This is a genomic window from Streptomyces shenzhenensis (assembly GCF_021462265.1).
Classification (GTDB): Bacteria; Actinomycetota; Actinomycetes; order Streptomycetales; family Streptomycetaceae; genus Streptomyces; species Streptomyces shenzhenensis.
Genome location: NZ_JAJONF010000004.1, coordinates 272,434 through 296,356 on the forward strand (window position 1 = coordinate 272,434; position 23,923 = coordinate 296,356).

General features: G+C 68.9%; 23 protein-coding genes. 15 read left to right on the forward strand and 8 right to left on the reverse strand.

The window, feature by feature from the left end; genetic code table 11:
• The first annotated feature begins 134 nt into the window (after positions 1 to 134).
• The 10 genes from secY (at position 135) to truA (ending at position 7,619) form a co-directional block, all read left to right on the forward strand.
• Complete coding sequence (gene secY, locus LQ326_RS07905) at positions 135 to 1,448, forward strand: preprotein translocase subunit SecY (RefSeq protein WP_234534076.1); 1,314 nt, start codon at positions 135 to 137, stop codon at positions 1,446 to 1,448.
• Positions 1,448 to 2,113, forward strand: a complete 666-nt coding sequence (locus LQ326_RS07910; protein WP_234534078.1) for an adenylate kinase — start codon at positions 1,448 to 1,450, stop codon at positions 2,111 to 2,113. Before secY ends, LQ326_RS07910 begins: the two co-directional genes overlap by 1 nt.
• Positions 2,114 to 2,236: 123 nt before the next feature.
• Entirely contained in the window at positions 2,237 to 3,073 is an 837-nt protein-coding gene (gene map / locus LQ326_RS07915; protein ID WP_234534080.1) for a type I methionyl aminopeptidase, read from the forward strand.
• A 277-nt stretch (positions 3,074 to 3,350) separates the two neighbouring features.
• Positions 3,351 to 3,572, forward strand: coding sequence for a translation initiation factor IF-1 (infA, locus tag LQ326_RS07920; protein ID WP_003948620.1), 222 nt, complete (start codon positions 3,351 to 3,353; stop codon positions 3,570 to 3,572).
• Between the two features lie 61 nt (positions 3,573 to 3,633).
• A complete protein-coding gene (rpmJ, locus tag LQ326_RS07925) occupies positions 3,634 to 3,747 on the forward strand; it encodes a 50S ribosomal protein L36 (protein ID WP_003998809.1) in 114 nt (37 codons plus the stop codon).
• A gap of 190 nt (positions 3,748 to 3,937) precedes the next feature.
• Positions 3,938 to 4,318, forward strand: coding sequence for a 30S ribosomal protein S13 (rpsM, locus tag LQ326_RS07930; protein ID WP_020941684.1), 381 nt, complete (start codon positions 3,938 to 3,940; stop codon positions 4,316 to 4,318).
• Positions 4,319 to 4,389: 71 nt separating this feature from the next.
• Positions 4,390 to 4,794 carry a 30S ribosomal protein S11 gene (gene rpsK / locus LQ326_RS07935; RefSeq protein WP_003956432.1) on the forward strand — a complete coding sequence of 135 codons (405 nt, stop codon included), beginning with the start codon at positions 4,390 to 4,392 and terminating at the stop codon, positions 4,792 to 4,794.
• Positions 4,795 to 4,937: 143 nt separating this feature from the next.
• Entirely contained in the window at positions 4,938 to 5,960 is a 1,023-nt protein-coding gene (locus LQ326_RS07940) for a DNA-directed RNA polymerase subunit alpha (RefSeq protein WP_003966937.1), read from the forward strand.
• Positions 5,961 to 6,142: 182 nt separating this feature from the next.
• On the forward strand, positions 6,143 to 6,646 hold the full coding sequence (gene rplQ / locus LQ326_RS07945; protein WP_234534082.1) for a 50S ribosomal protein L17: 504 nt from the start codon (positions 6,143 to 6,145) through the stop codon (positions 6,644 to 6,646).
• Between the two features lie 127 nt (positions 6,647 to 6,773).
• A complete protein-coding gene (gene truA, locus LQ326_RS07950; RefSeq protein WP_234534084.1) occupies positions 6,774 to 7,619 on the forward strand; it encodes a tRNA pseudouridine(38-40) synthase TruA in 846 nt (281 codons plus the stop codon).
• A gap of 4 nt (positions 7,620 to 7,623) precedes the next feature.
• Here truA and LQ326_RS07955 read toward each other — a convergent pair whose 3' ends face one another.
• The 6 genes from LQ326_RS07955 to LQ326_RS07980 all read right to left on the reverse strand — a co-directional run bounded on the left by LQ326_RS07955 (position 7,624) and on the right by LQ326_RS07980 (position 16,336).
• Positions 7,624 to 9,651, reverse strand: coding sequence for an acyltransferase family protein (locus tag LQ326_RS07955; RefSeq protein WP_234534086.1), 2,028 nt, complete (start codon positions 9,649 to 9,651; stop codon positions 7,624 to 7,626).
• A 32-nt stretch (positions 9,652 to 9,683) separates the two neighbouring features.
• Positions 9,684 to 10,784, reverse strand: coding sequence for a nucleotidyltransferase family protein (locus LQ326_RS07960; protein ID WP_234534087.1), 1,101 nt, complete (start codon positions 10,782 to 10,784; stop codon positions 9,684 to 9,686).
• A gap of 14 nt (positions 10,785 to 10,798) precedes the next feature.
• Positions 10,799 to 12,025: a glycoside hydrolase family 113 gene (locus LQ326_RS07965; protein ID WP_234534089.1), complete on the reverse strand. Its 1,227-nt coding sequence runs from the start codon at positions 12,023 to 12,025 to the stop codon at positions 10,799 to 10,801.
• Positions 12,026 to 12,047: 22 nt separating this feature from the next.
• Positions 12,048 to 13,499 (reverse strand): glycosyltransferase family 2 protein, encoded by a 1,452-nt coding sequence (locus LQ326_RS07970; RefSeq protein ID WP_234534091.1) that lies wholly within the window; start codon positions 13,497 to 13,499, stop codon positions 12,048 to 12,050.
• Between the two features lie 264 nt (positions 13,500 to 13,763).
• A complete protein-coding gene (locus LQ326_RS07975) occupies positions 13,764 to 15,143 on the reverse strand; it encodes a glycoside hydrolase family 26 protein (RefSeq protein WP_234534093.1) in 1,380 nt (459 codons plus the stop codon).
• A 314-nt stretch (positions 15,144 to 15,457) separates the two neighbouring features.
• A complete protein-coding gene (locus tag LQ326_RS07980; RefSeq protein ID WP_234534096.1) occupies positions 15,458 to 16,336 on the reverse strand; it encodes a hypothetical protein in 879 nt (292 codons plus the stop codon).
• 366 nt (positions 16,337 to 16,702) lie between these two features.
• On the opposite strand from LQ326_RS07980, the gene rplM reads away from it, so the two are divergent.
• From rplM to glmM, 3 genes are all read left to right on the forward strand, one after another.
• Positions 16,703 to 17,146, forward strand: a complete 444-nt coding sequence (gene rplM, locus LQ326_RS07985; RefSeq protein WP_181801314.1) for a 50S ribosomal protein L13 — start codon at positions 16,703 to 16,705, stop codon at positions 17,144 to 17,146.
• A 42-nt stretch (positions 17,147 to 17,188) separates the two neighbouring features.
• The gene (gene rpsI / locus LQ326_RS07990) at positions 17,189 to 17,701 is read left to right on the forward strand and encodes a 30S ribosomal protein S9 (protein ID WP_181801315.1); all 513 of its coding nucleotides are present in this window, start codon (positions 17,189 to 17,191) and stop codon (positions 17,699 to 17,701) included.
• Positions 17,702 to 17,881: 180 nt separating this feature from the next.
• Positions 17,882 to 19,240 carry a phosphoglucosamine mutase gene (gene glmM / locus LQ326_RS07995; RefSeq protein ID WP_234534098.1) on the forward strand — a complete coding sequence of 453 codons (1,359 nt, stop codon included), beginning with the start codon at positions 17,882 to 17,884 and terminating at the stop codon, positions 19,238 to 19,240.
• A 267-nt stretch (positions 19,241 to 19,507) separates the two neighbouring features.
• Here the strand turns inward: glmM and LQ326_RS08000 are convergent, their stop codons facing one another.
• Positions 19,508 to 20,449: a DUF389 domain-containing protein gene (locus LQ326_RS08000; protein ID WP_234534100.1), complete on the reverse strand. Its 942-nt coding sequence runs from the start codon at positions 20,447 to 20,449 to the stop codon at positions 19,508 to 19,510.
• 16 nt (positions 20,450 to 20,465) lie between these two features.
• On the reverse strand, positions 20,466 to 21,434 hold the full coding sequence (gene coaA / locus LQ326_RS08005; RefSeq protein WP_234534260.1) for a type I pantothenate kinase: 969 nt from the start codon (positions 21,432 to 21,434) through the stop codon (positions 20,466 to 20,468).
• A 208-nt stretch (positions 21,435 to 21,642) separates the two neighbouring features.
• Between coaA and glmS the strand changes: the two genes are divergently transcribed.
• Together glmS and LQ326_RS08015 are read left to right on the forward strand one after the other, a co-directional pair.
• On the forward strand, positions 21,643 to 23,490 hold the full coding sequence (glmS, locus tag LQ326_RS08010; RefSeq protein ID WP_181801319.1) for a glutamine--fructose-6-phosphate transaminase (isomerizing): 1,848 nt from the start codon (positions 21,643 to 21,645) through the stop codon (positions 23,488 to 23,490).
• Between the two features lie 16 nt (positions 23,491 to 23,506).
• Positions 23,507 to 23,878, forward strand: coding sequence for a holo-ACP synthase (locus tag LQ326_RS08015; protein ID WP_181801320.1), 372 nt, complete (start codon positions 23,507 to 23,509; stop codon positions 23,876 to 23,878).
• The last annotated feature ends 45 nt before the right edge of the window (positions 23,879 to 23,923 follow it).

Genomic DNA, 23,923 nt, shown 5'->3' on the forward strand with positions numbered 1-23,923 from the left:
AATGAGGTATCCCCGGTTGGTCGTTCCTAGGGGGCAGTGCGGCCGGTAAGGTGGCCAGCACTGTTCTTTTCTCATTCGTCGAACCTCAAGACCGTCACCCTTGACGCAGTTGCGCGGGGGTCGCAGGAGGCACCGTGCTCACCGCGTTCGCCCGGGCGTTCAGGACGCCCGACCTGCGCAAGAAGCTGCTCTTCACGCTCGGCATCATCGTGGTGTACCGGGTCGGTACCCACATCCCGATCCCCGGCGTCAACTACAAAGCCGTCCAGACGTGTGTCAGTGAGGCGTCCGGCAACCAGGGCCTCTTCGGTCTGGTGAACATGTTCAGCGGTGGCGCGCTGCTGCAGATCACGGTCTTCGCGCTCGGCATCATGCCGTACATCACGGCCAGCATCATCCTTCAGCTGCTGACCGTGGTCATCCCGCGCCTGGAAGCCCTGAAGAAGGAGGGCCAGGCGGGTACGGCGAAGATCACGCAGTACACCCGTTACCTGACGGTGGCGCTCGCCATCCTGCAGGGCACCGGCCTGGTGGCCACCGCCCGCAGCGGCGCCCTGTTCTCCGGCTGCACGGTCGCCTCCAGCATCGTCCCGGACCAGGCGATCTTCACCACCATCACCATGGTCATCTGCATGACCGCCGGTACGGCCGTGGTCATGTGGCTCGGCGAGCTGATCACCGACCGCGGCATCGGCAACGGCATGTCGATCCTGATGTTCATCTCGATCGCCGCGACCTTCCCGTCGGCGCTGTGGGCCATCAAGAAGCAGGGCACCCTGGCCGGCGGCTGGATCGAGTTCGGCTCGGTCATCGCGGTGGGTCTGGTCATGGTCGCGCTGGTGGTCTTCGTCGAGCAGGCCCAGCGCCGCGTTCCGGTGCAGTACGCGAAGCGCATGATCGGCCGCCGTTCCTACGGCGGTACGTCTACGTACATCCCGCTCAAGGTGAACCAGGCCGGTGTGATTCCGGTCATCTTCGCCTCTTCGCTGCTCTACATTCCGGCGCTCGTGGCGCAGTTCGCCGGCGGGAACTCGGGCTGGAAGGACTGGATCACCCAGAACCTCACCAAGGGTGACCATCCGATTTACATTGTTTCGTACTTCTTGCTCATCGTGTTCTTCGCGTTCTTCTACGTCGCCATTTCCTTCAACCCCGAGGAAGTGGCCGACAACATGAAGAAGTATGGTGGCTTCATCCCGGGCATCCGGGCTGGCCGACCGACCGCTGAGTACCTCTCGTACGTGCTCAACCGGATCACCTGGCCGGGTTCGCTGTATCTGGGGCTGATCGCTCTCGTGCCGACGATGGCGTTGGTGGGCTTTGGGGCGAGCAACAACTTCCCGTTCGGTGGCACCAGCATCCTGATCATCGTGGGTGTGGGCCTCGAGACGGTGAAGCAGATCGAGAGTCAGCTTCAGCAGCGCAATTACGAAGGGTTCCTCCGCTGATGCGAATCGTCCTCGTCGGGCCGCCTGGCGCCGGTAAGGGAACGCAAGCCGTTCGCCTTGCCAAGGAGCTGAAGATCCCGCACATCTCCACGGGCGACCTGTTCCGCGCCAACATCAGCCAGGAGACGGAACTCGGGAAACTCGCGAAGTCCTACATGGACGCCGGCAACCTGGTCCCCGACGAGGTCACCATCGCCATGGCCAAGGACCGCATGGAGCAGGAGGACGCCGTGAACGGCTTCCTGCTCGACGGTTTCCCGCGCAACGTCTCGCAGGCCGAGGCGCTCGACGAACTGCTGAAGGCCGAGAAGATCAAGCTGGACGCCGTGCTCGACCTCGAAGTCCCCGAGGAAGAGGTCGTCAAGCGGATCGCCGGGCGACGCCTGTGCCGTAACAAGGCGGAGCACGTCTTCCACGTGACGTACAGCCCGCCGAAGGCGGAGGGCGTCTGCGACGTCTGCGGCGGCGAGCTCTACCAGCGCGACGACGACTCCGAGGACACCGTCCGCACCCGGCTCGAGGTCTACCACACGCAGACCGAGCCGATCATCGACTACTACAAGGCGCAGGGCCTGGTCGCGACGATCTCCGCCCTGGGCCCGGTGGACGAGGTCACCAAGCGGGCGATGGACGCGCTCAAGCGTGACGGGGACGACGAGAAGTAGTCCCTCGGCGGTTCGGCCGCGGTGCCCTCCCGGGTGCCGCGGCCGTACTGTTGTGTTTCGTGTTCGTGTTCGGCTGACGCCGACGTCGACGTTGTCGCGAGTGATGGAGAGCGCAGGCCACCCATGGTGCAGATCAAGACCCCCGAGCAGATCGCCAGGATGCGGGCGGCGGGCCTGGTCGTGGCCGCGATCCACGCGGCCACCCGCGAGGCGGCGGTCCCCGGCGCCAGCACCAAGGACCTGGACGAGGTGGCCCGCAAGGTCCTCGCGGAGCACGGCGCCAAGCCGAACTTCCTGGGCTACGGCGGTTTTCCCGCCACCATCTGCACGTCCGTCAACGAAGTGGTCGTCCACGGCATCCCCTCGGAGGATGTCGTTCTCAAGGACGGCGACATCATCTCCATCGACTGCGGCGCCATCGTCGACGGCTGGCACGGCGACGCGGCCTACACCGCCTTCGTGGGCTCCGGTCACGCTCCGGAGCTGATCGAGCTCTCCCGGGTCACCGAGGAGTCGATGTGGGCCGGCATCGCGGCGATGAAGCAGGGCAACCGCCTGGTCGACGTCTCCCGGGCGATCGAGACGTACATCCGCCGCCAGCCGAAGCCCGGCGGCGGCAAGTACGGGATCATCGAGGACTACGGCGGCCACGGCATCGGCACCGAGATGCACATGGACCCGCACCTGCTGAACTACGTCGACCGGCGGCGGGGCAAGGGGCCGAAGCTGGTGCCCGGGTTCTGCCTGGCCATCGAGCCGATGGTGTCGCTGGGGACGCCCCGCACGGAGGTCCTGCCGGACGAGTGGACCGTGATCACCACGGACGGTACGTGGTCGTCGCACTGGGAGCACTCGGTCGCGCTGACCGAAGAGGGTCCGCTGGTGCTGACGGCGCCTGACGGGGGCAAGGCCAAGCTGGCCGAGCACGGGATCACGGCTGCGCCGGATCCGCTGGGCTGAGCCCGGTTCGAAGCCTGCGGCCCGGTGAGGGCTGTGCGCGCCCGCGCGGCGGAGCCGCATATCGAAACAGTCCCGCGTCCCTGAACGAGCGCCCCAGGCGGGCGCCTCCAGAATGGTGCGCGCTTAATGATCTGGCTTCTGGGGCAGGCTTTCCCGATTCGTCTTTCCGGGTGCGCTGACGTAGACTGACTCGTCGGCTCTCGTGCATCCGCATGTCCGCATGCGTTCGTAGCGATGCGAGTGAGTCGATCAAGGTAGTCGATTCGAAGGGCGAAGCGTGGCCAAGAAGCAAGGTGCCATCGAGATCGAGGGCACTGTCGTCGAGTCTCTTCCGAACGCCATGTTCAAGGTCGAGCTCCAGAACGGCCACCAGGTCCTGGCACACATCAGCGGCAAGATGCGTATGCACTACATCCGCATCCTCCCTGACGACCGGGTCGTGGTGGAGCTGTCTCCGTACGACCTGACGCGTGGCCGGATCGTCTACCGCTACAAGTAGATCTTGCCCACGTCCCGCGTGAGCGGGGCCGCCGGCAACTGACCCGGAGAACCTCAATCCCATGAAGGTCAAGCCGAGCGTCAAGAAGATCTGCGACAAGTGCAGGGTGATCCGCCGTCACGGTCGGGTCATGGTCATCTGCGAGAACCCGCGCCACAAGCAGCGCCAGGGCTGACGCACGACCGATCCCTCTGCATCCATCGCAGAGATTCGCGCGACGCAAGCTGAATTTGTTCATACGCAGAACCCAGGCGCTGTACCGCCTGACACCCCCGGTTCGGAGGCCGGGGACCCAGTTCGTACCTGATACGGCGGCTGGGAACCGGTTCTGCGGAAGACCTCCGACGATCACCAGGAGCCATTGAATGGCACGCGTTTCCGGTGTTGACATCCCGCGCGAAAAGCGCGTGGAGGTCGCCCTCACCTACGTGTTCGGCATCGGCCGGACACTCTCGCAGCTGACGCTGGCCGAGACCGGCATCGACCCGAACACCCGCGTTCGCGACCTGACCGAAGAGCAGCTGGTCGCCATCCGCGAGTACGTCGACAACAACATCAAGACCGAGGGTGACCTCCGTCGCGAGATCCAGGCCGACATCCGCCGCAAGGTCGAGATCGGCTGCTACCAGGGCCTGCGTCACCGCCGTGGCCTGCCCGTCCGCGGTCAGCGCACCAGCACCAACGCCCGCACCCGCAAGGGCCCGCGTCGCGCCATCGCCGGCAAGAAGAAGCCGGGCAAGAAGTAGTCCTCAGCGGACAACGCTTCATCAGCGGTCTTCGCTTGTAGGACCGACCACCTCCCCGTAGGAGTTACTAGATGCCCCCCAAGGGTCGTCAGGGCGCTGCCAAGAAGGTGCGCCGCAAGGAAAAGAAGAACGTCGCTCACGGCCACGCGCACATCAAGAGCACGTTCAACAACACGATCGTCTCGATCACGGACCCGTCCGGCAACGTGATCTCCTGGGCCTCCGCCGGCCATGTCGGCTTCAAGGGCTCCCGGAAGTCCACGCCGTTCGCCGCGCAGATGGCCGCCGAGTCGGCTGCCCGCCGCGCCCAGGAGCACGGCATGCGCAAGGTCGACGTGTTCGTGAAGGGCCCGGGTTCCGGTCGCGAGACCGCGATCCGCTCCCTGCAGGCCACGGGTCTCGAGGTCGGCTCCATCCAGGACGTCACCCCGACCCCGCACAACGGCTGCCGTCCGCCGAAGCGCCGTCGCGTCTGACCTCGCTTCGCAGGGCTGCCCGGGCGGTACGGCTCCGAAAGGGACGTGCCGCCCGTACCCTTGCAGTACCCGCGCCTTTCACGGGCGCGGCTCCGTCGGGCGTCAAATAGCGGGCGTCCACGAAAGAAGGATCTGATCCACACATGCTGATCGCTCAGCGTCCCTCGTTGACCGAAGAGGTCGTCGACGAGTTCCGCTCCCGGTTCGTGATCGAGCCGCTGGAGCCGGGCTTCGGCTACACCCTCGGCAACTCCCTCCGCCGTACCCTCCTCTCCTCGATCCCCGGCGCGGCTGTCACGTCGATCCGGATCGACGGCGTCCTGCACGAGTTCACCACCGTGCCGGGCGTCAAGGAGGACGTCACCGACCTGATCCTCAACATCAAGCAGCTGGTCGTCTCCTCGGAGCACGACGAGCCGGTCGTGATGTACCTGCGCAAGCAGGGCCCGGGTCTGGTCACCGCCGCCGACATCGCGCCCCCGGCCGGTGTCGAGGTGCACAACCCCGACCTCGTCCTCGCCACGCTCAACGGCAAGGGCAAGCTGGAGATGGAGCTCACGGTCGAGCGTGGCCGCGGTTACGTCTCCGCCGTGCAGAACAAGCAGGTGGGCCAGGAGATCGGCCGTATCCCGGTCGACTCCATCTACTCGCCGGTGCTCAAGGTCACGTACAAGGTCGAGGCGACCCGTGTCGAGCAGCGCACCGACTTCGACAAGCTGATCGTCGACGTCGAGACCAAGCAGGCCATGCGTCCGCGTGACGCCATGGCGTCGGCCGGCAAGACCCTGGTCGAGCTGTTCGGTCTGGCGCGTGAGCTCAACATCGACGCCGAGGGCATCGACATGGGCCCGTCCCCCACGGACGCCGCCCTCGCCGCCGACCTCGCGCTGCCGATCGAGGAGCTGGAGCTCACGGTCCGCTCCTACAACTGCCTCAAGCGTGAGGGCATCCACTCCGTGGGTGAGCTCGTGGCGCGCTCCGAGGCGGACCTCCTGGACATCCGCAACTTCGGTGCGAAGTCCATCGACGAGGTCAAGGCGAAGCTGGCCGGCATGGGCCTGGCCCTCAAGGACAGCCCGCCCGGATTCGACCCCACCGCTGCTGCTGACGCCTTCGGGGCGGATGACGACGCGGACGCCGGGTTCGTCGAGACCGAGCAGTACTGAGCGCTCCGCGAGGACGCCGGTTCTGCGGGTGCGGGTGGACTGTGGCTTGTCGCGCAGGGTCCCCGCGCCCCTTCCGGGAGCGCCCCTTCGGGGCCGCTCCCGGATCTCCGACAGACAACCGTCTGCTCGGATACTGACCCCGGTACCTGACACGGCCGGGGCAGACACACAGGAGAAGAACCATGCCGAAGCCCACCAAGGGTGCCCGTCTGGGCGGCAGTGCCGCGCACGAGAAGCTGCTGCTCGCGAACCTCGCGAAGGCGCTCTTCGAGCACGGCCGTATCACCACCACCGAGGCGAAGGCCCGCCGCCTGCGTCCGTACGCCGAGCGTCTGGTCACCAAGGCGAAGAAGGGCGACCTTCACAACCGCCGTCAGGTGCTCCAGGTCATCACGGACAAGAGCATCGTGCACACGCTCTTCACCGAGATCGGCCCGCGGTACGAGAACCGTCCCGGTGGCTACACCCGCATCACCAAGATCGGTAACCGCCGTGGCGACAACGCGCCCATGGCTGTCATCGAGCTGGTCGAGGCGCTGACGGTTGCCCAGCAGGCGACGGGTGAGGCCGAGGCCGCGACGAAGCGTGCGGTCAAGGAGGCCGAGGAGACCAAGGTCGAGGAGACCGAGGCCGCCGAGGTCGTCGAGGACGCCAAGCCTGAGGGTGAGGAGCCGAAGGAGGCGTAAGGCCGTCCTTTGGCTGCCGGCCCGTCGTGGCTGGTCGCGCAGTTCCTCGCGCCCCTTACGGGGCGCGTCAGTGGGCCCGTTCCCTATCAGGGACGGGCCCGCTTTCTTGCCCTGAGAGGATTCTCCCGTGAGTGACGAAGTTCAGCCCGGTTACGTTCGCATCCGTCTCGACCTGTCCTACGACGGCAGCCACTTCCACGGCTGGGCCAAGCAGGCCGGTGGGAAGCGGACCGTGCAGGGGGAGATCGAGGACGCGTTGCGGACGGTGACGCGGTCGGGGGAGACGACGTACGAGCTGACCGTCGCCGGGCGGACCGACGCCGGGGTGCACGCGCGGGGGCAGGTGGCGCATGTCGATCTGCCGGCCGGGGTGTGGGAGGAGCAGCGGGAGAAGCTGCTGAGGCGGCTCGCGGGGCGGCTGCCGAAGGACGTGCGGGTGTGGGCGGTCGGCGAGGCGCCGGCGGGGTTCGACGCGCGGTTCGCGGCGCTGTGGCGGCGGTACGTGTACCGGGTCGGGGACCGGCCGGGAGGTGTGGACCCGCTGCTGCGCAACCATGTGCTGTGGCACGACTGGGAGCTGGACGTCGATGTCATGGACGCCGCCGCGAAGTCCCTGATAGGGGAGCACGACTTCGCCGCGTACGCGAAGAAGCGCGAGGGCGCGACGACGATCCGGGAGATCCTCGGCTTCGGGGTGAGCCGGCGCGGCGACGGGGTCGTCGAAATCGAGGTCCGGGCCGACGCCTTCTGCCACAACCAGGTGCGGTCGATGGTCGGCGCGCTGCTGTTCGTGGGGGACGGGCACCGGGGCGTGGAGTGGCCGCGGAAGGTGCTGGACGCGGGGGTGCGGGACAGCGCCGTGCATGTCGTACGGCCGCACGGGCTGACCTTGGAGGAGGTCGCGTACCCGGCGCCCGACCAGCTGCTGGAACGGCAGCGGCAGGCACGCCGGGTACGGGTGCGGACGGCCTGAGGGGTCAGCCGGCCAGGACCTTTCTGAAGGTCGGCTCCAGGAACGGTTCAAGGTACTTGGCGTAGCCGCCGGTCATGTGGCTGTTGTCCCAGTAGACGACGTGTCCGCCGATCACGGCCGGGCAGTAGCCGTTCGCGCAGAAGGCGGGGAGCGGGTTGATGACCGTGGCCCCGTATTTCTCCGCGACCTGGCGCTCCAGCTTGCGGAACTCAGGCAGGTCGACGGCGGTCTCGGACGGCAGGGTGCACCCGGCGGGGTCCTTGGAGTTCTCGGCCAGGCAGTCCGGGATGTTGAAGGTCGGCTTCGGGGTGTCGGCCAGGTAGACCAGGTCCGAGCCCATGGCCTTGAGCTTTCTGAACGTGTCCTCGGCGCCCTCGCGCACCGTGGTGTACTGGACACGGTTGGCCACCACGATGACGTCCGGCTTGAGCTTCCTGAGGTAGGCGAGGGCCGTCTTGCGCCACTTCGGGCACTCCGTGTACTCGCGCCCCAGATCCTCGCGGGTGATCTTGTAGACCTCGGGGGAGCAGCCGCTCTTGATGACCGTGACGACCTTGACGTGCAGTTTGAGGCCGAGCGTGTCGAAGGCGTTGCCCCACTGGTAGGCGTGCGAGTCGCCGAGCAGCACCATGGTCCGGTTCGACGTCCTGTCGCCGATCACGCAGTCGTCGTGCGGGGTGAAGCCGGTGACCAGCAGCTGGTCGATGCAGCCGTGGTCGCCCCGGTCGTTCGGGGACTTCAGCAGCGTGTTCTCGCTGATCTTGGGGGCGCCGCGCTCGCTCACCGCCTGCTCCACCGACTTGGTGCCGTTGAAGCCGGTGAGGGCGGCGGCGGTGCCCGCGGTGCCGAAGGACAGGTTGAGCGGCACCTGGAGCGCGACCACCATGGCGACGGCGGAGGTGGCCGTCAGGGTGCCGCCGGTGAGGATGCCCCGCCAGGGGCGGATGACCAGCTTCACGTTCTCCCTGAACCGCTTCTCGACGACGTAGTGCGTCGCGATGGCGATGAGGAAGGAGAGGACCGCCACCCGGAAGCGGTCGGAGTAGCCGAACTCCCAGCCGATGATGTGCGGCCAGAGGATCAGCAGCGGCCAGTGCCACAGGTACCAGCCGTAGCTGACCTTGCCGACGAAGTCGAGGACCGGGTTGTCGAGGAGCCGCTCCGCACCGAGGCGGGGATTGGCGCAGCCGCCGGCGATGATCAGCCAGGCGCCCAGCACCGGACCCAGCACGGCGTAGCCGGGCAGCGGGGTGTGCTCCGTGATGAGGAGACCGGTGACCAGAGTGGTGGCCAGGCCCAGCCAGGAGACGACCGCGGCGAGCGCCTGCGGCATGCGGGAGACGAACGGTGCCCAGAGCGCGAGCAGCACGCCGAAGGCGAGTTCCCAGATGCGGGACTGGGTGCCGAAGTAGGCCAGCGGCTGGTTGCTGGTGGTCTCGGTGTATCCCAGGTAGAACGAGCCGCCCACCACGGCCGCGAGGACCGCCCCCACCAGCAGGCGGTTGCGGAACACCAGCCGGCTGAGCCATGCCACCACGAGAAGGACGATCGGGGCGGCGAGGTAGAACTGCTCCTCGATGCCCAGCGACCAGAAGTGCTGGTACGGCGACTGGCTGCCGTCGTTGGCGAAGTAGTCGGTGCCGTTCTCGGCCAGCCGCCAGTTGATGACGCTCAGCGAGGCGGCGAGTCCGTCGTCCATGTAACTGCGGAAGCTGAAGGGGCTCGCGTAGAGCCAGGACAGGACGCCGGTGACGACGATGGTGAGGGCGGCGCCCGGTGCCAGACGGCGGAAGCGGCGGGCCCAGAACTTGCTCAGGGACACCTTGCCGGTCTTGTCGATCTCGGCGAGCAGCTGGCCGCCGATGAGGAAGCCGCTGAGCACGAAGCTGACGTCCACGCCGCCGTGGATGCCGAGGATGCCGCAGTGCATGCAGACGACCATCATGATGGCGACGGCACGCAGGCCCTGGATGTCCGGCCGGTACTTGCGCAGGCGCTCCGTCTGAGCGGCCGTTGAACGATGGCTGGTCACGTCTCTCCAGTAAGTCCCGCCGGACGGCGGCTTCAGTGGACCGTCGGGCAGGCGACAGCCGTACCGCTGACGCGCACGCCCTGGGCGGGGATGCGGATGCCGCACGACAGCCGTAGCTGGGCGGGGAGTTCGTTCTGGGCGCCGACGTGTGTGTGGCAGCCCACGACGGCCTCACGAAGAATCGATTCGTTGCCGATCGAGGAGTCGTGGTCCACCACGGACTCGTGCACGCGGGAGCCGGCGGCGACGGTGACGTCGGCGCCGATGATGGAGCGGTCGACGACCACGTGCGGGCCGATGACGGCGTTCGGGCCGACCGCCGAGCCGCCGGTCACGCGCGCGGTCGGGTCCACCACCGCCGTGGGGTCGATCAGCGCCTCAGCCGGGGGTCCCACCAGGGGCGAAGCCGCCTTTCCGGTGATCAGGTCGGCGGAGCCGTGCACGAAGGCCAGCGGGGTGCCGAGGTCTCGCCAGTAGTCGTCCGTGGTGTGGCCGAAGACCCGCCCGCCGTCCGCCACGAGCCGGGGGAAGGTCTCCTGCTCCACGGAGACCTCGCGGTCGCCCGGGATGGCGTCCAGGACGGACCGGCGGAAGACGTAGCACCCGGCGTTGATCTGGTCGGTGACGCACTCCTCCTGGGTCTTGGGCTTCTCCAGGAAGGAGAGCACCCGGCCCGCCGCGTCGGTGGGGACCAGGCCGAAGGCGCGCGGGTCGGCGACCCGGGTGAGGTGCAGTGTCACGTCCGCGTCCCAGGCCTCGTGCCGCGCCGGCAGGGCGCCGAGGTCGACACCGGAGAGGATGTCGCCGTTGAGGACGAGCACCGGGGCGTCCGGCGCGGCGCCGCGCAGCAGGCGGCCGGCGTTGCGGATCGCCCCGCCCGTACCGAGGGGGGCCTCCTCCACCGCGTACGAGATCGCCAGGTCCTGGGAGAAGTCCTTGAACTCCTCCTCGAAGAGGCTCGCGAGGTACGAGGTCGCGAAGACGACGTGCTCGACGCCGGCGGCCGTCAGCTTGGCGATCTGGTGCCGGATGAAGGAGGCACCCGCGACCTGGAGCAGCGGCTTGGGGGTGTGGTTGGTCAGCGGTCGCAGGCGGGTTCCCTTGCCGCCCACGAGGATGATGGCTTCCTGCATGATTCCTCGCTCGGTCAGCTCGTGGTGCCGGTGCCGGGGCCCGCGTAGTCGGAGCCGAAACAGCTCTTGATGGCCTTCTCGCTGAGGGGACGGCCGGCGAAGTCGAGCCGGGAGGCCGTCTTGTCGTCGGGCGGCGTGTTCGGGTCGTCCTCGAAGTGGATCGACCACCAGTAGATGCCCTGCATGTGCCGCTCCTGGACGACCTGGCAGACGGCCGTGTACCAGTTGGCCTGCACCTTCGTGTTGACCTTGCGGTGGCTGTAGAAGTCGCCCGGGGCGTGGTAGGCCCCGTTCATGGCACCGATGCCGGACTCGGAGACGAGGATGTTCGGCAGCGCGCCGGTCGCCTTCCTGTCCAGCCACTTGTCCCAGCCGTCGACCAGGTCCTTGACGGGTGCGGTGTCCGGCACCTTGACGGGGAAGTAGGCGTCGACGCCGAGGTGGTTGACCGGCATGTCGATACGGCCCGTGACGTAGTTGTCCCAGTTGGAGTCGTAGGCGATCTCACCGGAGAAGGTCTTCTCGGCGGAGTCGACGAGGGCGTTCCAGCCCGGGTCGCCCTCCAGGGAGTTGAGCTCGGTGCCGATCACGAAGGTGTTCGTCCTCACCTTGCCGGCGGCTTCGAGGTACGGGCTGAGGAGCTTCTGGTACGAGGCGAACCAGGCGGACCGCGAGGCGGGCTCCACGTCGCCGCGCCAGCCGTCCTCGGGCTTCAGGGACGACTCGTCCATGATCGGGCGCAGCCGGGTGCGGAAACCGGCGTCCTTGAACACCTTCAGCACCCGTTCCAGCCGCTTCGGGGTGGGGGTCTTGGCGCCCGCCCACACCTCGTCGGACGTGCCGTTCTTGGTGTAGAAGGGGAAGGAGACCGACACCGAGTTGGCGCCCAGCCCGACGAGGTACTCGGCGTGCTTGCGGGCCTGCTTCTCGATGAAGTCGTCGGACAGGTTCGTCCTGTCGTCCTCCCAGTAGATCTGCACGCCCCACTGGGGCATGCCCGCCTTCCAGGGCTTGGCGACCTGGAGGGCGTCGGCGGACGCGGCGGGCGAGGCGGATGTCGTACCGGGGCGGGTGCCGTCGTCCGGGGTGGTGGACTCGGCGGGGTCGCCGAGGACGAGCCGGGGCAGGGCCGAGCCCGATTCCCAGCGCACCGGGTGGTCGCCGAGGACGAACGGGGTGCCCAGCACGACGGCGAGGACGGTCACCGGGAAGATGGTGAGCAGGGGCAGTCGCGAACGCATGTCAGTGGTGTCTTCCGAGAGGTCAGGCGGGCTTGGCGATCACGACGAACTTGTTCTCCTCGCGCCGGACGAACTTCACGAAGCCCTTGAAGCCGCCGAGCCCTTCCAGCACGGAGAAGACGGGGATGCAGGCGACCACGACGACCGGCTCCCACCACTTGCGCCGGCCGCTGAGCGACGCGAGCGCGTTGAGCCTCAGACCCTCCCAGTACGTCCAGATGACGTAGGCGAAGTTGAGGGCCCAGAGGAGGACGATGGACTGGGTCACCGGTGAGGTGTTCATGTCGTTGATCAGCCAGCCCGCGAGCAGTACGGCGCCGATGTGCTGGAGCGGGCCGAGGATCCAGGTCGCCACGCAGATCGACAGGAACCAGCGGTAGCGCAGCGGCACGGCCCGGTTGAAGCAGAGCGCCACCAGGCCCCAGGCCCAGCGTTCGCGCTGCTTGACGAAGTCGGCCGCGCTGGCCGGGGAGGCCCCGTAGCAGCGGCCGTTGAACCAGTCGCTGCGGCCCGGGTACTTGCGGCAGAAGGTCAGGGCGAGGCGGGCGTCCTCGACGATCTCCTTGGGACCGAAGTCCCAGCCGATCTCGGCCTCGATCGACGCGCGTAGTACAAGCAGCTCGCCGTGTACACCGGCCGCGGGGGTGCCGAGGCCGGTCAGGGCCCGGAAACGGGCGATGTCGTCGGCGGGGCGCACCGCGTCGGCGAGCCAGGTGAAGAGGTTGACCGCGTTCTCGCGGGGGTAGGTCAGGATGCCCTGGGCCATGTGCTTGGCCTGGTCGGGGTGGGCGCGGCGCTGCCGGTTGATGAACTGGGCGAGCGAGGCCGCGGTGTCCGGGCCTACGCCAGTGTCGTCGTCCATGTGCAGCACCCAGACGTATTCGAGGGCCTCGCCCTCCGCGATGCGCAACTCGTGGGCGTAGTGGTTGGCGCGGGCCTTGAAGCGGGTGCCGTTGGCCGGGACGTAGTCCCTGGGGACGGTGATCACCCGGATCAGCGGGTGGGAGGCGGCGAGCCGGTCGATGTCGGCCGCCGCCTCGCAGCCCTCCTCGGTGAGGATGTCGACCCGCATGTAGGGGAACCACTCCGGCAGGTGCTCGACGTAGGACAGGATCGAGCGCTCCAGGGCCGGGTAGGTGTCGTGACGGCCGATGGTCGGGCAGAGCGCGATCAGGAAGTCCTGCTCGGCCGGGGCAGGCGGGGTCATCCGGTCGCTCTTGCGGACCCGGCGGCGGATCAGCAGGGCGCCCTGGAGCCCGATCAGCACTCCGGCGGCCGGCAGGGACCAGACGACGGACAGGATCCAGCTCATCAGTGAGGAACTGGGCCGGTAGGACCACAGTCCGAGGACGACCAGCAGGACGAACGGCAGCAGGAACGGCAGGATGCCGGGTTTCCATGAAGCGGTGCGCTTTGCCAGCTTCGCGCTGTGTCGCGAATGCGGGTTTCCCCCGTCGACCACTGTCGATGCCATACGGCTACATGCTCTTCCGTGAGATCGGCGGCCGCCGGACGGCATGGCTCGGTGACGGGGTGTGGTTGACACGAGAAACCTCGTCTCATCCGCCCCGCTCCGGGCTGTGATGGTGACCCCCGGCGCCTTCTTCGGCGTTCTGCGGCCGGCTCAGATGCCCCCCCGGGCGTCCTGCGCCCCGGCCGTCACAAGAAAACAAATCTTGCCAGGTAAGAATCAGCTATGAAACTTCTGTGAGCAAGATGTAGCTGGAAAGTAATAAATCTATGGCTTGTGCAACGACCGCCAGTCGAAACCTGTGCGGCTCGCGCCCGGACCGGCGATGACCTGCGGGGACAAATATGTGGCTTTCACATCTTCTGGAGTGTTCTTGCCGGTCGGACTGGAGGCGTTGGCGTATGTCAGGGCCTGTCCCCACACTGTCCAGAGCACCCAAGGGGTGTCCGAAAGTGTTCTGGGTTGGGCGGAGCCGAGCGGAACGTAGAAGGACTCGGCCATGACGCGGGGCCGGTCGTAGCGCTCCAGGCCCCGGTACCAGACCTCGGTCCAGCGTCGGCCCCGGTACGGGCGCCGCGGGGTGTCGCTGTAGTCGTCCACGCCCACGACGTCGACGTACCGCCCGCCCGGGTAGTAGTCGCCCGGCTCCCGCGCGAAGGTGCCCTCCCAGGCGCCGGGCGCCCACACGAAGAGGAGGTTGTGCAGACCGCGGGTGCCCACCAGGTAGTCGTATGTGACATGCCACAGCTTCCGGTAGGCGGCCGGATCCTGCCCCGCCCACCAGAATCCGTGCCCCGGCCGGGCGTTCATCTCGTGGTACGGCCGCAGCAGGACCGGCACCCCGTGCTCGGCGAGGTACTGCAGATGGTCGGCGAGGTAGCCGAGGTCCAGGAGCAGCGACTGGTGCTCGGCGGTGCCCTGGCTGACCACCCGGCCGAACCAGCTGCTGTCCCGGGCCGCGGGGGAGTTCTGGTACCGGGCCTGCTCGAAGCCCTTGACGGTGCTGCCCGGGTAGGGCTGGTGGAAGGAGAACCCGACGATGCCCGCCGGTCCGCCGCCGTTCTGCGGCAGGCTCACCCGGGTCCCGGAGGCACAGTCGACGTGCGTGCCCGAGGGGTGGTACGTCCCGTCCACGGGCCGTGGCAGCCCCGCCCAGACCCCGAGCGCCAGGTCCACCGCGTCCTCGGTGTACCCCCAGTACGTGCGGCAGGCCGGCCACGAGGAGCGGGAGTACGAGCGCGGCTCGCCCACCGCCCAGCCCGGCTGCCCGTACCCCGGCCCCAGGTCCACCTCCACGAACCCCGGGAACCTGCCGGTGATGTCGTGGGCTTTCTTGTAGTAGTAGCCGGGCTGCTTGGTGCCCCGGTAGTCGCCGTACGACGCGTTGTAACGCTCGTTGTGCAGCTCGACGTGCTGGCCGATCACGGTCAGGGACGGCTCGCCGCGCCGCGCAAGGTTCTCCAGGCCGGCGAGCAGGGCGTAGACCCGGCAGGCCGCGGGCGTCGCCCGCGGGTCCCGGGCGCGCAGGTCCGCTGGGACCGGACGCGAGCCGCCGCCGGCGCTGTCGGGGCGGGCGGCCCACCAGGCGAGGGGGGCGAGCAGCCCCGCCGTCACCCCGGCCCCGACGAGCCGGACCCGCCCGCGCATCCGCATATGTCCCCGCCCCTCCCCGCCACCCTGTGCGTCCGATTCTGCCTCGGAGCGGAAGGAGCCTGCCGCCATGGGCCCACGGCGGCGGCCTGGATGCCGTAGGCGCCACGGCCTGCCGACGTGGGCCCGGGACGGAGGGGCGCGGTGGCGCGTGGTGCCTGTCCGGCGGAACCTGCCGACGGCGCGGGCGCGGGGTGTCGGGTGCGGTGTGTTGCGTGCGGGGCGCGTCGTCGGACAAGTGCGCCCCCGCTGCGCGCGCCGACGCCGGTACGCGGCCGCCGGTTTCCTGCGGGCCGATCCGCCGGGCGGCCCTAGTTCTGGGCCGCCGCCGACGCCTGGGCCTCGCCGCGGCGGTGGATCTGGCGGAAGGTGAACTCCGCCAGGTCGTCACCCGTCTGGAAGACCTTGGTGTCCTTGGTGCTGACGTCCTTGCCGTTGAGGAAGCCCGCGGTGGTGAAGTAGGCGTAGCGGCCGTACGAGTTGGTCGTCGTACGGCAGACGCCGGAGTCGCAGAACGTCTTCACGCCGGAGCCGCCCAGGGCGGTGACGAAGCCCTTCTTGTCGGCCTCGGTCTTGGCCTTGCCCGCCTGCGCCTCGGTGTCGAAGACGGCCACGCCGACCGTGACCGCGACGCCGTCCTTGACGTAGGTGACCCGCAGCAGGCGGGTGCAGTCGTTCTTGGTGAGGACGGCCGGGAGGGTGCCCTTGGCGGCCGTGGCGCAGTTCTTGGTGTCGGCGGTGGCGCCCTTCTTGTAGACCGTCTCGCCCATGGTCAGCTGGGTGCCCGGGAAGAGGGTCTCGGCGCTCAGCGGTGCCGTGTCCTTCTTCACGCTGCCTATGAAGTCCTCCGGGTCCAGCGGCGGCGGCGCGCTGGTCGGCGCGAAGGACGGCGCCGAGTCGGCCGAGTCACTGGGCAGTGAGGCGCTCGCGGGCAGGTTGGTGGGCGTGCCGGAGGCGTTGTCGTCGCCGCCCGCGGACACCACGGCCATGGCGACGGCCGTGCCGATCGCCAGTGTGGCGACCACCCCGCCGCCGATGAACAGCACCCGGCGACGCTTGTTCCGCGTTTCCGAGGCCTCGGCGAGCGATGCCCAGTCCGGCGTCTGCCCGGTGCTGGTGCTCCAGGGCTGCTGAGACTGCGGTTTCCACGGATCCCACTGGGACTGAGGTCCCCCCTGCCCATAACTCATGGGGCGCATCTTAGACGGGGGCAGGGGGTGCCGATGCGACTGTACGAACGGCGGCAGGGACCTTTGGGGGCAGGACGGCGCATCCTGGCACGGCGGCGCGCCGAGGGTTTTCGCCAATGTCGGGTCGGACTCGCCGGGAGGCCGGCGGGACCTCGTTTTGACCCGTACGGGGCCACCCTTGTAAGCTTCGTCTTCGTTGTGTATTGGCCTGCTCATTCTCACGGGAGTGGCCTCTACCTAGGTTCCCTGGAGCAGTTACCAGTGGGCGGCATACGGGCAGTGTCCCGGCATTGTCGTCCCCAGCTGCACGATCGCTTCAGTGATGCCATGTGTCAGCACCCATCCACTGAAGAAGAAGGCTGCGAAGTGCGTACGTACAGCCCCAAGCCCGGCGATGTGACTCGCCAGTGGCACGTCATTGACGCTCAGGACGTCGTCCTGGGCCGTCTCGCCACCACCGCCGCGTCCCTTCTCCGCGGCAAGCACAAGCCGATCTACGCGCCCCACGTCGACACCGGTGACTTCGTCATCATCATCAACGCCGACAAGGTGCACCTCTCCGGCAACAAGCGGACCCAGAAGATGGCGTACCGCCACTCCGGCTACCCGGGTGGTCTGCGCTCCGTCCGCTACGACGAGCTGCTGGACAAGAACCCCGAGAAGGCCATCGAGAAGGCCGTCAAGGGCATGCTCCCCAAGAACACCCTGGGCCGTCAGATGCTCTCCAAGCTGAAGGTCTACCGAGGCGAGAACCACCCGCACGCTGCGCAGCAGCCGGTTCCGTTCGAGATCACCCAGGTCGCGCAGTAAGTCCGGCCACCCCCTAAGACTGAAGAGAATCTGAGGAGCATCGTGGCCGAGACCACTGCCGAGCAGCCGCTCGAAGAGCTTGACATCGACAGCTACACCACGGAGTCGGACGTCCCCGTCGAGGGCGAGTACACCTCCGAGTCCCTCGCGTCCCGTTTCGGTGAGCCGCAGCCGGCCGCCGGCCTGGGCCGCCGCAAGAACGCCATCGCCCGCGTCCGGATCGTCCCGGGCACCGGCAAGTGGAAGATCAACGGTCGTACCCTTGAGGACTACTTCCCCAACAAGGTGCACCAGCAGGAAGTCAACGAGCCCTTCAAGGTGCTGGAGCTCGAAGGCCGTTACGACGTCGTCGCCCGCATCGCGGGTGGCGGTGTCTCCGGTCAGGCCGGTGCGCTCCGTCTGGGTGTCGCCCGCGCGCTGAACGAGGCCGACGTCGACAACAACCGCGGCCCGCTCAAGAAGGCCGGCTTCCTCCGCCGCGACGACCGCGCGGTCGAGCGCAAGAAGGCCGGTCTGAAGAAGGCCCGCAAGGCCCCGCAGTACAGCAAGCGCTAATCACCAGCTGCCTGCACGTACTCCGAACGCCCCGGCGGCACGCCACCTGTGCCGTCGGGGCGTTCGTTTATCCCGGCCAAGGGCGTATAACGACACAAGACGCTCAAAGGCTGGTGTGATCGCATGACTAAGCGCCTGCCATCATGTCCGGGCAGCAAGGACGCTTCTTCAGGAGGACAAGTGGGACGACTCTTCGGCACGGACGGCGTGCGCGGTGTCGCCAACGCGGGCCTGACCGCCGAGATGGCGCTCGGGCTGTCCGTGGCGGCAGCGCACGTGCTGGCCGAGGCGGGCACGTTCGAGGGTCACCGGCCGACGGCGGTCGTCGGACGCGATCCACGTGCGTCCGGGGAGTTCCTGGAGGCGGCCGTGGTCGCCGGCCTGGCCAGCGCCGGTGTCGACGTCCTGACCGTGGGGGTCCTCCCGACGCCGGCCGTCGCGTTCCTGACCGGCGCGCTCGGCGCCGACCTCGGCGTCATGCTCTCCGCCAGCCACAACGCCATGCCCGACAACGGCATCAAGTTCCTCGCCCGCGGCGGTCACAAGCTCGACGACGAGCTGGAGGACCGGATCGAGGCGGTGTACGACTCCCACCGGCACGGCGAGCCCTGGGAGCGGCCCACCGGCGCGGGCGTCGGCCGGGTCCGGCCGTATGACGAGGGCTTCGAGCAGTACGTCACCCATCTCCTCGGCGTGCTCCCGAACCGGCTCGACGGACTGAGGATCGTCCTGGACGAGGCGCACGGTGCGGCCGCGGGGGTCTCGCCGGAGGCGTTCCGCCGGGCCGGGGCCGAGATCGTCACCATCGGCGCGGAGCCGGACGGGCTCAACATCAACGAGGGCTGCGGGTCGACCCACCTCGGCAAGCTGAAGGCCGCGGTCGTCGAGCACGGGGCCGACTTCGGCATCGCGCACGACGGGGACGCGGACCGGTGCCTGGCCGTCGACCACACCGGTGAGGAGATCGACGGCGACCAGATCATGGCCGTACTCGCCCTCGCCATGCGGGAGCGGGGCACGCTGCGCGCCGACACCGTCGTCGCCACCGTCATGTCCAACCTCGGCTTCAAGCTGGCGCTGGAGCGGGAGGGGCTGCGCCTCGTGCAGACCGCGGTCGGCGACCGGTACGTGCTGGAGGAGATGAAGGAGCACGGGTACGCCCTCGGCGGCGAGCAGTCCGGCCACGTCATCATCCTCGACCACGCGACGACCGGCGACGGCACCCTGACCGGGCTGCTGCTGGCGGCGCGGGTCGCCGAGACCGGGCGGTCGCTGCGGGAGCTGGCGGGCGTGATGGAGCGGCTGCCGCAGGTGCTGATCAACGTCCCCGACGTGGACCGGACCCGGGTGCAGACGTCGGGCGACCTGGCGGCGGCGGTCGCGGAGGCGGAGCGGGAGCTGGGGGAGACGGGGCGGGTGCTGCTCCGTCCCTCGGGTACCGAGCCGTTGGTACGGGTGATGGTCGAGGCCGCCGACATCGAGCAGGCGCGGTCGGTGGCGGGGCGGCTGGCGGACGCGGTGAAGTCGGCGCTGGGCTGACGCGTACCACGAGAACACAGCACCGAGGCTCTGCCGGACGACGTCCGGCAGAGCCTCGGGCGTGGGAGCCGTACGCACACCCACCCCTTGCCGGAGTCCACCGTCGAGATCGCTCGGTGATCGTCTCGAACGTCGCGGGGGCAATTACGCGCACCGCATTCGGCGATCAGTTGCCGCCCGTCACCCGATGTCCCTCCCGGAGACCGGCACCCCGGTCGCGTACGCCGTCGTCCGTGACGGCGCCCTGCCGCGGCCGGCGGGCCCGGCCTACGCGGCGGGTGCCGGGCGCCGGTTCGCCTTCCGCCACACCCATTTCTGAACCAGCAGGGTGCAGATGCCGGCCAGGACGATGCCGAAGAGGTTCAGCAGGAGCTGTTCCGACGAGCGCCCGGCCTGGTTGGTGTCGCTGTAGACCAGGGCCACGGCCGCGTTGGCGGCGGCGGGCACCGTGGTGACCGAGATCGCCACGCCGACCAGGGCACCGGACTTGGCGGAGGTCAGGGAGAGCGTGCCGGCGGCGCCGGCCAGGAGGGCCACGACGAACGAGAACCAGTCCGGCGCGTAGATGAAGCCGGTGTTGGGGCGGTCGGCCTCCAGCTGGGCCCTGGTGAACAGACCGACCGCGTCCATGAACAGACTGAACCCCGCCGTCACCGCCATCGCCGCCGCGAACCCCACCAGCAGCGCCGTCAGGGAGCGCAGGGCCAGCCGCGGGGCGCGCTGCACGACGGCCGTACAGATGCCCGCGAGCGGCCCGAACTCCGGCCCCACCGCCATCGCGCCCACGATCAGGATCGCGTTGTCCAGCACCACACCGCAGGCCGCGATCATCGTGGCCAGCGTTATGAAGGTGATGTAGGTGAACGAGAGCGTCGACTCCTCGTGCGTCGCGTCGGTGAGGTGCTCCCACAGAACGGCGTCAGCGCCCTCGCCGGGCGCCTCCGCCTCGGCCTTGTCGGCGCGTTCGGACAGGCTCAGGTCGATGTTCTCGACGGCGATGGAGCCGGTGCGGTCGAGGCCCAGCTCCTGCAGCCCGGTGAGCAGTTCGTCACCCGCCTCACGGGCCACGTCGCACATCACCACGTCCCCCACGGGGTTGCGGGCGGCGCCCGGCACCACGACCAGATGCGTGGTGCCGATCGTCTTCTCGATCAGACGGACCACGTCGTCGGTCGTGTCGGACGGCGTGATCAGGCGCAGGTGCAGCATGGGGGCAGGGTAGCGGTCAGAGTTTGCGCAGCCGCAGCCGCTGCACCTTGTGGTCCGGGCCCTTGCGGACGACCAGGGTGGCCCGGCCGCGGGTCGGGGCGATGTTCTCCACCAGGTTGGGCTTGTTGATGGTGCGCCACTGCGTACGGGCGTAGTCCAGGGCCTCTTCCTCGGAGACCTGGGTGTACGTGCGGAAGTACGAGTTCGGGTCCTGGAAGGCGGTCTGGCGCAGCTTCTTGAAGCGGTTGAGGTACCAGCTCTCCACGTCGTCGGCGTTCGCGTCGACGTACACGCTGAAGTCGAAGTAGTCGGCGAGGCCGACCCGGGTGCGGCCGTCCTTGCCGGGCAGGGCCGGCTGCAGGACGTTCAGGCCCTCGACGATCAGGATGTCGGGCCGCCGGACCACGAGCTTCTCGTCGGGGACGATGTCGTAGATCAGGTGGGAGTAGACGGGCGCCGTGACCTCCTCCTTGCCCGCCTTGACGTCGGCGACGAACCGGGTCAGCGCCCGGCGGTCGTACGACTCGGGGAAGCCCTTCCGTGACATCAGCCCGCGGGCCCGCAGCTCCCTCGTCGGCAACAGGAAGCCGTCGGTGGTCACCCGTTCCACGCGCGGATGTTCGGGCCAGCGCGAGAGGAGGGCCTGCAGCAGTCGCGCCACGGTCGACTTGCCGCAGGCCACCGAGCCGGCGATGCCTATCACGAACGGGGTGCCGGACTGGGAGCCCTGTTCGCCGAGGAAGGTGTTCAGGGCGCCCCTGAGGCCGTCGGTCGCGCCGACGTACAGGTTGAGGAGCCGCGACAGCGGGAGGTAGATGTCCCGCACCTCGTCGAGGTCGATCACGTCGCCGAGACCACGCAGCTTCTCGACCTCCCGCGCGGTCAGCGGCAGTGGTGTCTTGTCGCGCAGCGCGCTCCACTCGGAGCGGGTGAGATCGACGTAGGGAGTCGCCTCCGGCCTGTGCCGGTGGGCGCTCCGGGGCATCGGGGAGACCGGAGAGATCACATTCCATTGTTAACGGAGTTTGAACGGCGCGGGGGGTGGGGTCGGTCACGTGGCCGCGGAGCCCGCGAGCGACTCGGGGCGCGCCACCCGTATCGGCCCCCTGGCGGACGGTGAAGCCCGGTTTGATTTCCGATCTCGGGCACGCTGAGCCGTGTTCGGGTGGGGTTCGGGTCTTAGGCTGCCGCTCATGTGTGGAATCGTGGGATACGTGGGGGCGCAGTCGGCGCTCGATGTGGTGGTCGCCGGCCTCAAGCGGCTGGAGTACCGGGGGTACGACTCGGCGGGCGTCGCGGTGCTCGCGGACGGTGGGCTGGCCTCGGCCAAGAAGGCCGGGAAGCTGGTCAACCTGGAGAAGGAACTGACGGAACGGCCGCTGCCGACCGGTGCCACCGGTATCGGGCACACCCGCTGGGCCACGCACGGCGGGCCGACGGACGCCAACGCGCATCCGCATCTCGACAACGCCGGCCGGGTCGCCGTCGTCCACAACGGGATCATCGAGAACTTCGCCGCGCTGCGGGGGGAGTTGGCCGAGCGCGGGCACGACCTCGCCTCCGAGACGGACACCGAGGTGGTCGCGCACCTGCTCGCCGAGGAGTTCTCCGGCACCGCCGATCTCGCCGAGGCGATGCGGCTGGTGTGCCGGCGTCTGCAGGGCGCGTTCACGCTGGTCGCGGTGCACGCCGACGATCCGGACGTGGTCGTGGGCGCGCGCCGGAACTCCCCGCTGGTGGTGGGCGTTGGACAGGGCGAGGCCTTTCTCGCCTCGGACGTCGCCGCGTTCATCGCCCACACGCGGTCGGCGATCGAGCTGGGCCAGGACCAGGTGGTGGAGCTGCGCCGGGACGGCGTGACGGTGACGGGCTTCGACGGCGCCCCGGCGGACGTCCGCTCGTACCACGTCGACTGGGACGCGTCGGCGGCGGAAAAGGGGGGTTATGACTACTTCATGCTCAAGGAGATCGCCGAGCAGCCCAAGGCGGTCGCCGATACGCTCCTGGGCCGCATCGACGCGGGCGGCTCGCTGACGCTGGACGAGGTCCGGATCGGCGCGGCCGAGCTCCGGGAGATCGACAAGGTCGTCATCGTCGCGTGCGGTACGGCCTTCCATGCCGGCCTGATCGCCAAGTACGCCATCGAGCACTGGACGCGCATCCCGTGCGAGGTGGAGCTGGCGAGCGAGTTCCGGTACCGGGACCCGATCCTGGACTCGCGCTCGCTGGTCATCGCCATCTCCCAGTCCGGCGAGACCATGGACACGCTGATGGCCCTCAGACACGCCCGTGAGCAGGGCTCGAAGGTCCTGGCGATCTGCAACACGAACGGCTCCACGATCCCGCGCGAGTCGGACGCCGTGCTGTACACCCACGCCGGGCCGGAGGTCGCGGTCGCCTCGACGAAGGCGTTCCTGACCCAGCTGGTGGCGTGCTACCTGGTGGCGCTGTACCTCGGCCAGGTGCGGGGCACCAAGTGGGGCGACGAGATCAGCGCGGTGATCCGGGACCTGTCCCACATCTCCGGCGAGGTCGAGCGGGTCCTGGAGACCATGGAACCGGTACGGGCGCTGGCCCGGTCGCTGGCGGACAAGAACACCGTGCTCTTCCTCGGCCGGCACGTCGGCTACCCGGTCGCCCTCGAAGGCGCCCTGAAGCTCAAGGAGCTGGCGTACATGCACGCCGAGGGCTTCGCTGCGGGCGAGCTGAAGCACGGGCCGATCGCGCTGATCGAGGAGGACCTGCCGGTCGTGGTGGTGGTCCCGTCCCCGCGCGGGCGCTCCGTCCTGCACGACAAGATCGTCTCCAACATCCAGGAGATCCGGGCCCGGGGTGCCCGCACGATCGTGATCGCGGAGGAGGGTGACGAGGCGGTCGTACCGTACGCCGACCACCTGATCCGGATCCCGGCCACCCCGACCCTGCTCCAGCCGCTGGTCGCCACGGTCCCGCTCCAGGTCTTCGCCTGCGAACTGGCCACCGCCCGGGGCAACGAGGTGGACCAGCCGCGCAACCTCGCCAAGTCGGTCACCGTGGAGTGACCTTAGGGTGCTGACCATGAGCATCATCGGGGTTGGCATCGACGTCGCCGAGATCGACCGGTTCCGGGAGTCGCTGGAGCGGACTCCCGGGCTGGCCGGGCGGCTGTTCGTCGAGCGCGAGTTGTACCTGGCGAGCGGCGAGCGGCGCGGTGTCGCCTCGCTGGCGGTGCGGTTCGCGGCCAAGGAGGCGTTGGCCAAGGCGCTCGGCGCCCCGCCGGGGCTGCTCTGGACGGACGCGGAGGTGTACGTCGAGGACAACGGGCGGCCGCGGCTGCGGGTGCAGGGCAGCGTGGCCGCCTGCGCGGCGGAACTCGGCGTGCGGTCGTGGCATGTGTCGCTCAGTCACGACGCCGGCGTGGCGTCGGCGGTGGTGATCGCGGAGGGGTGAGCCGGGCGGTACGGCCGGCACGGCCGGGGCGGGGCGGATGCGCGC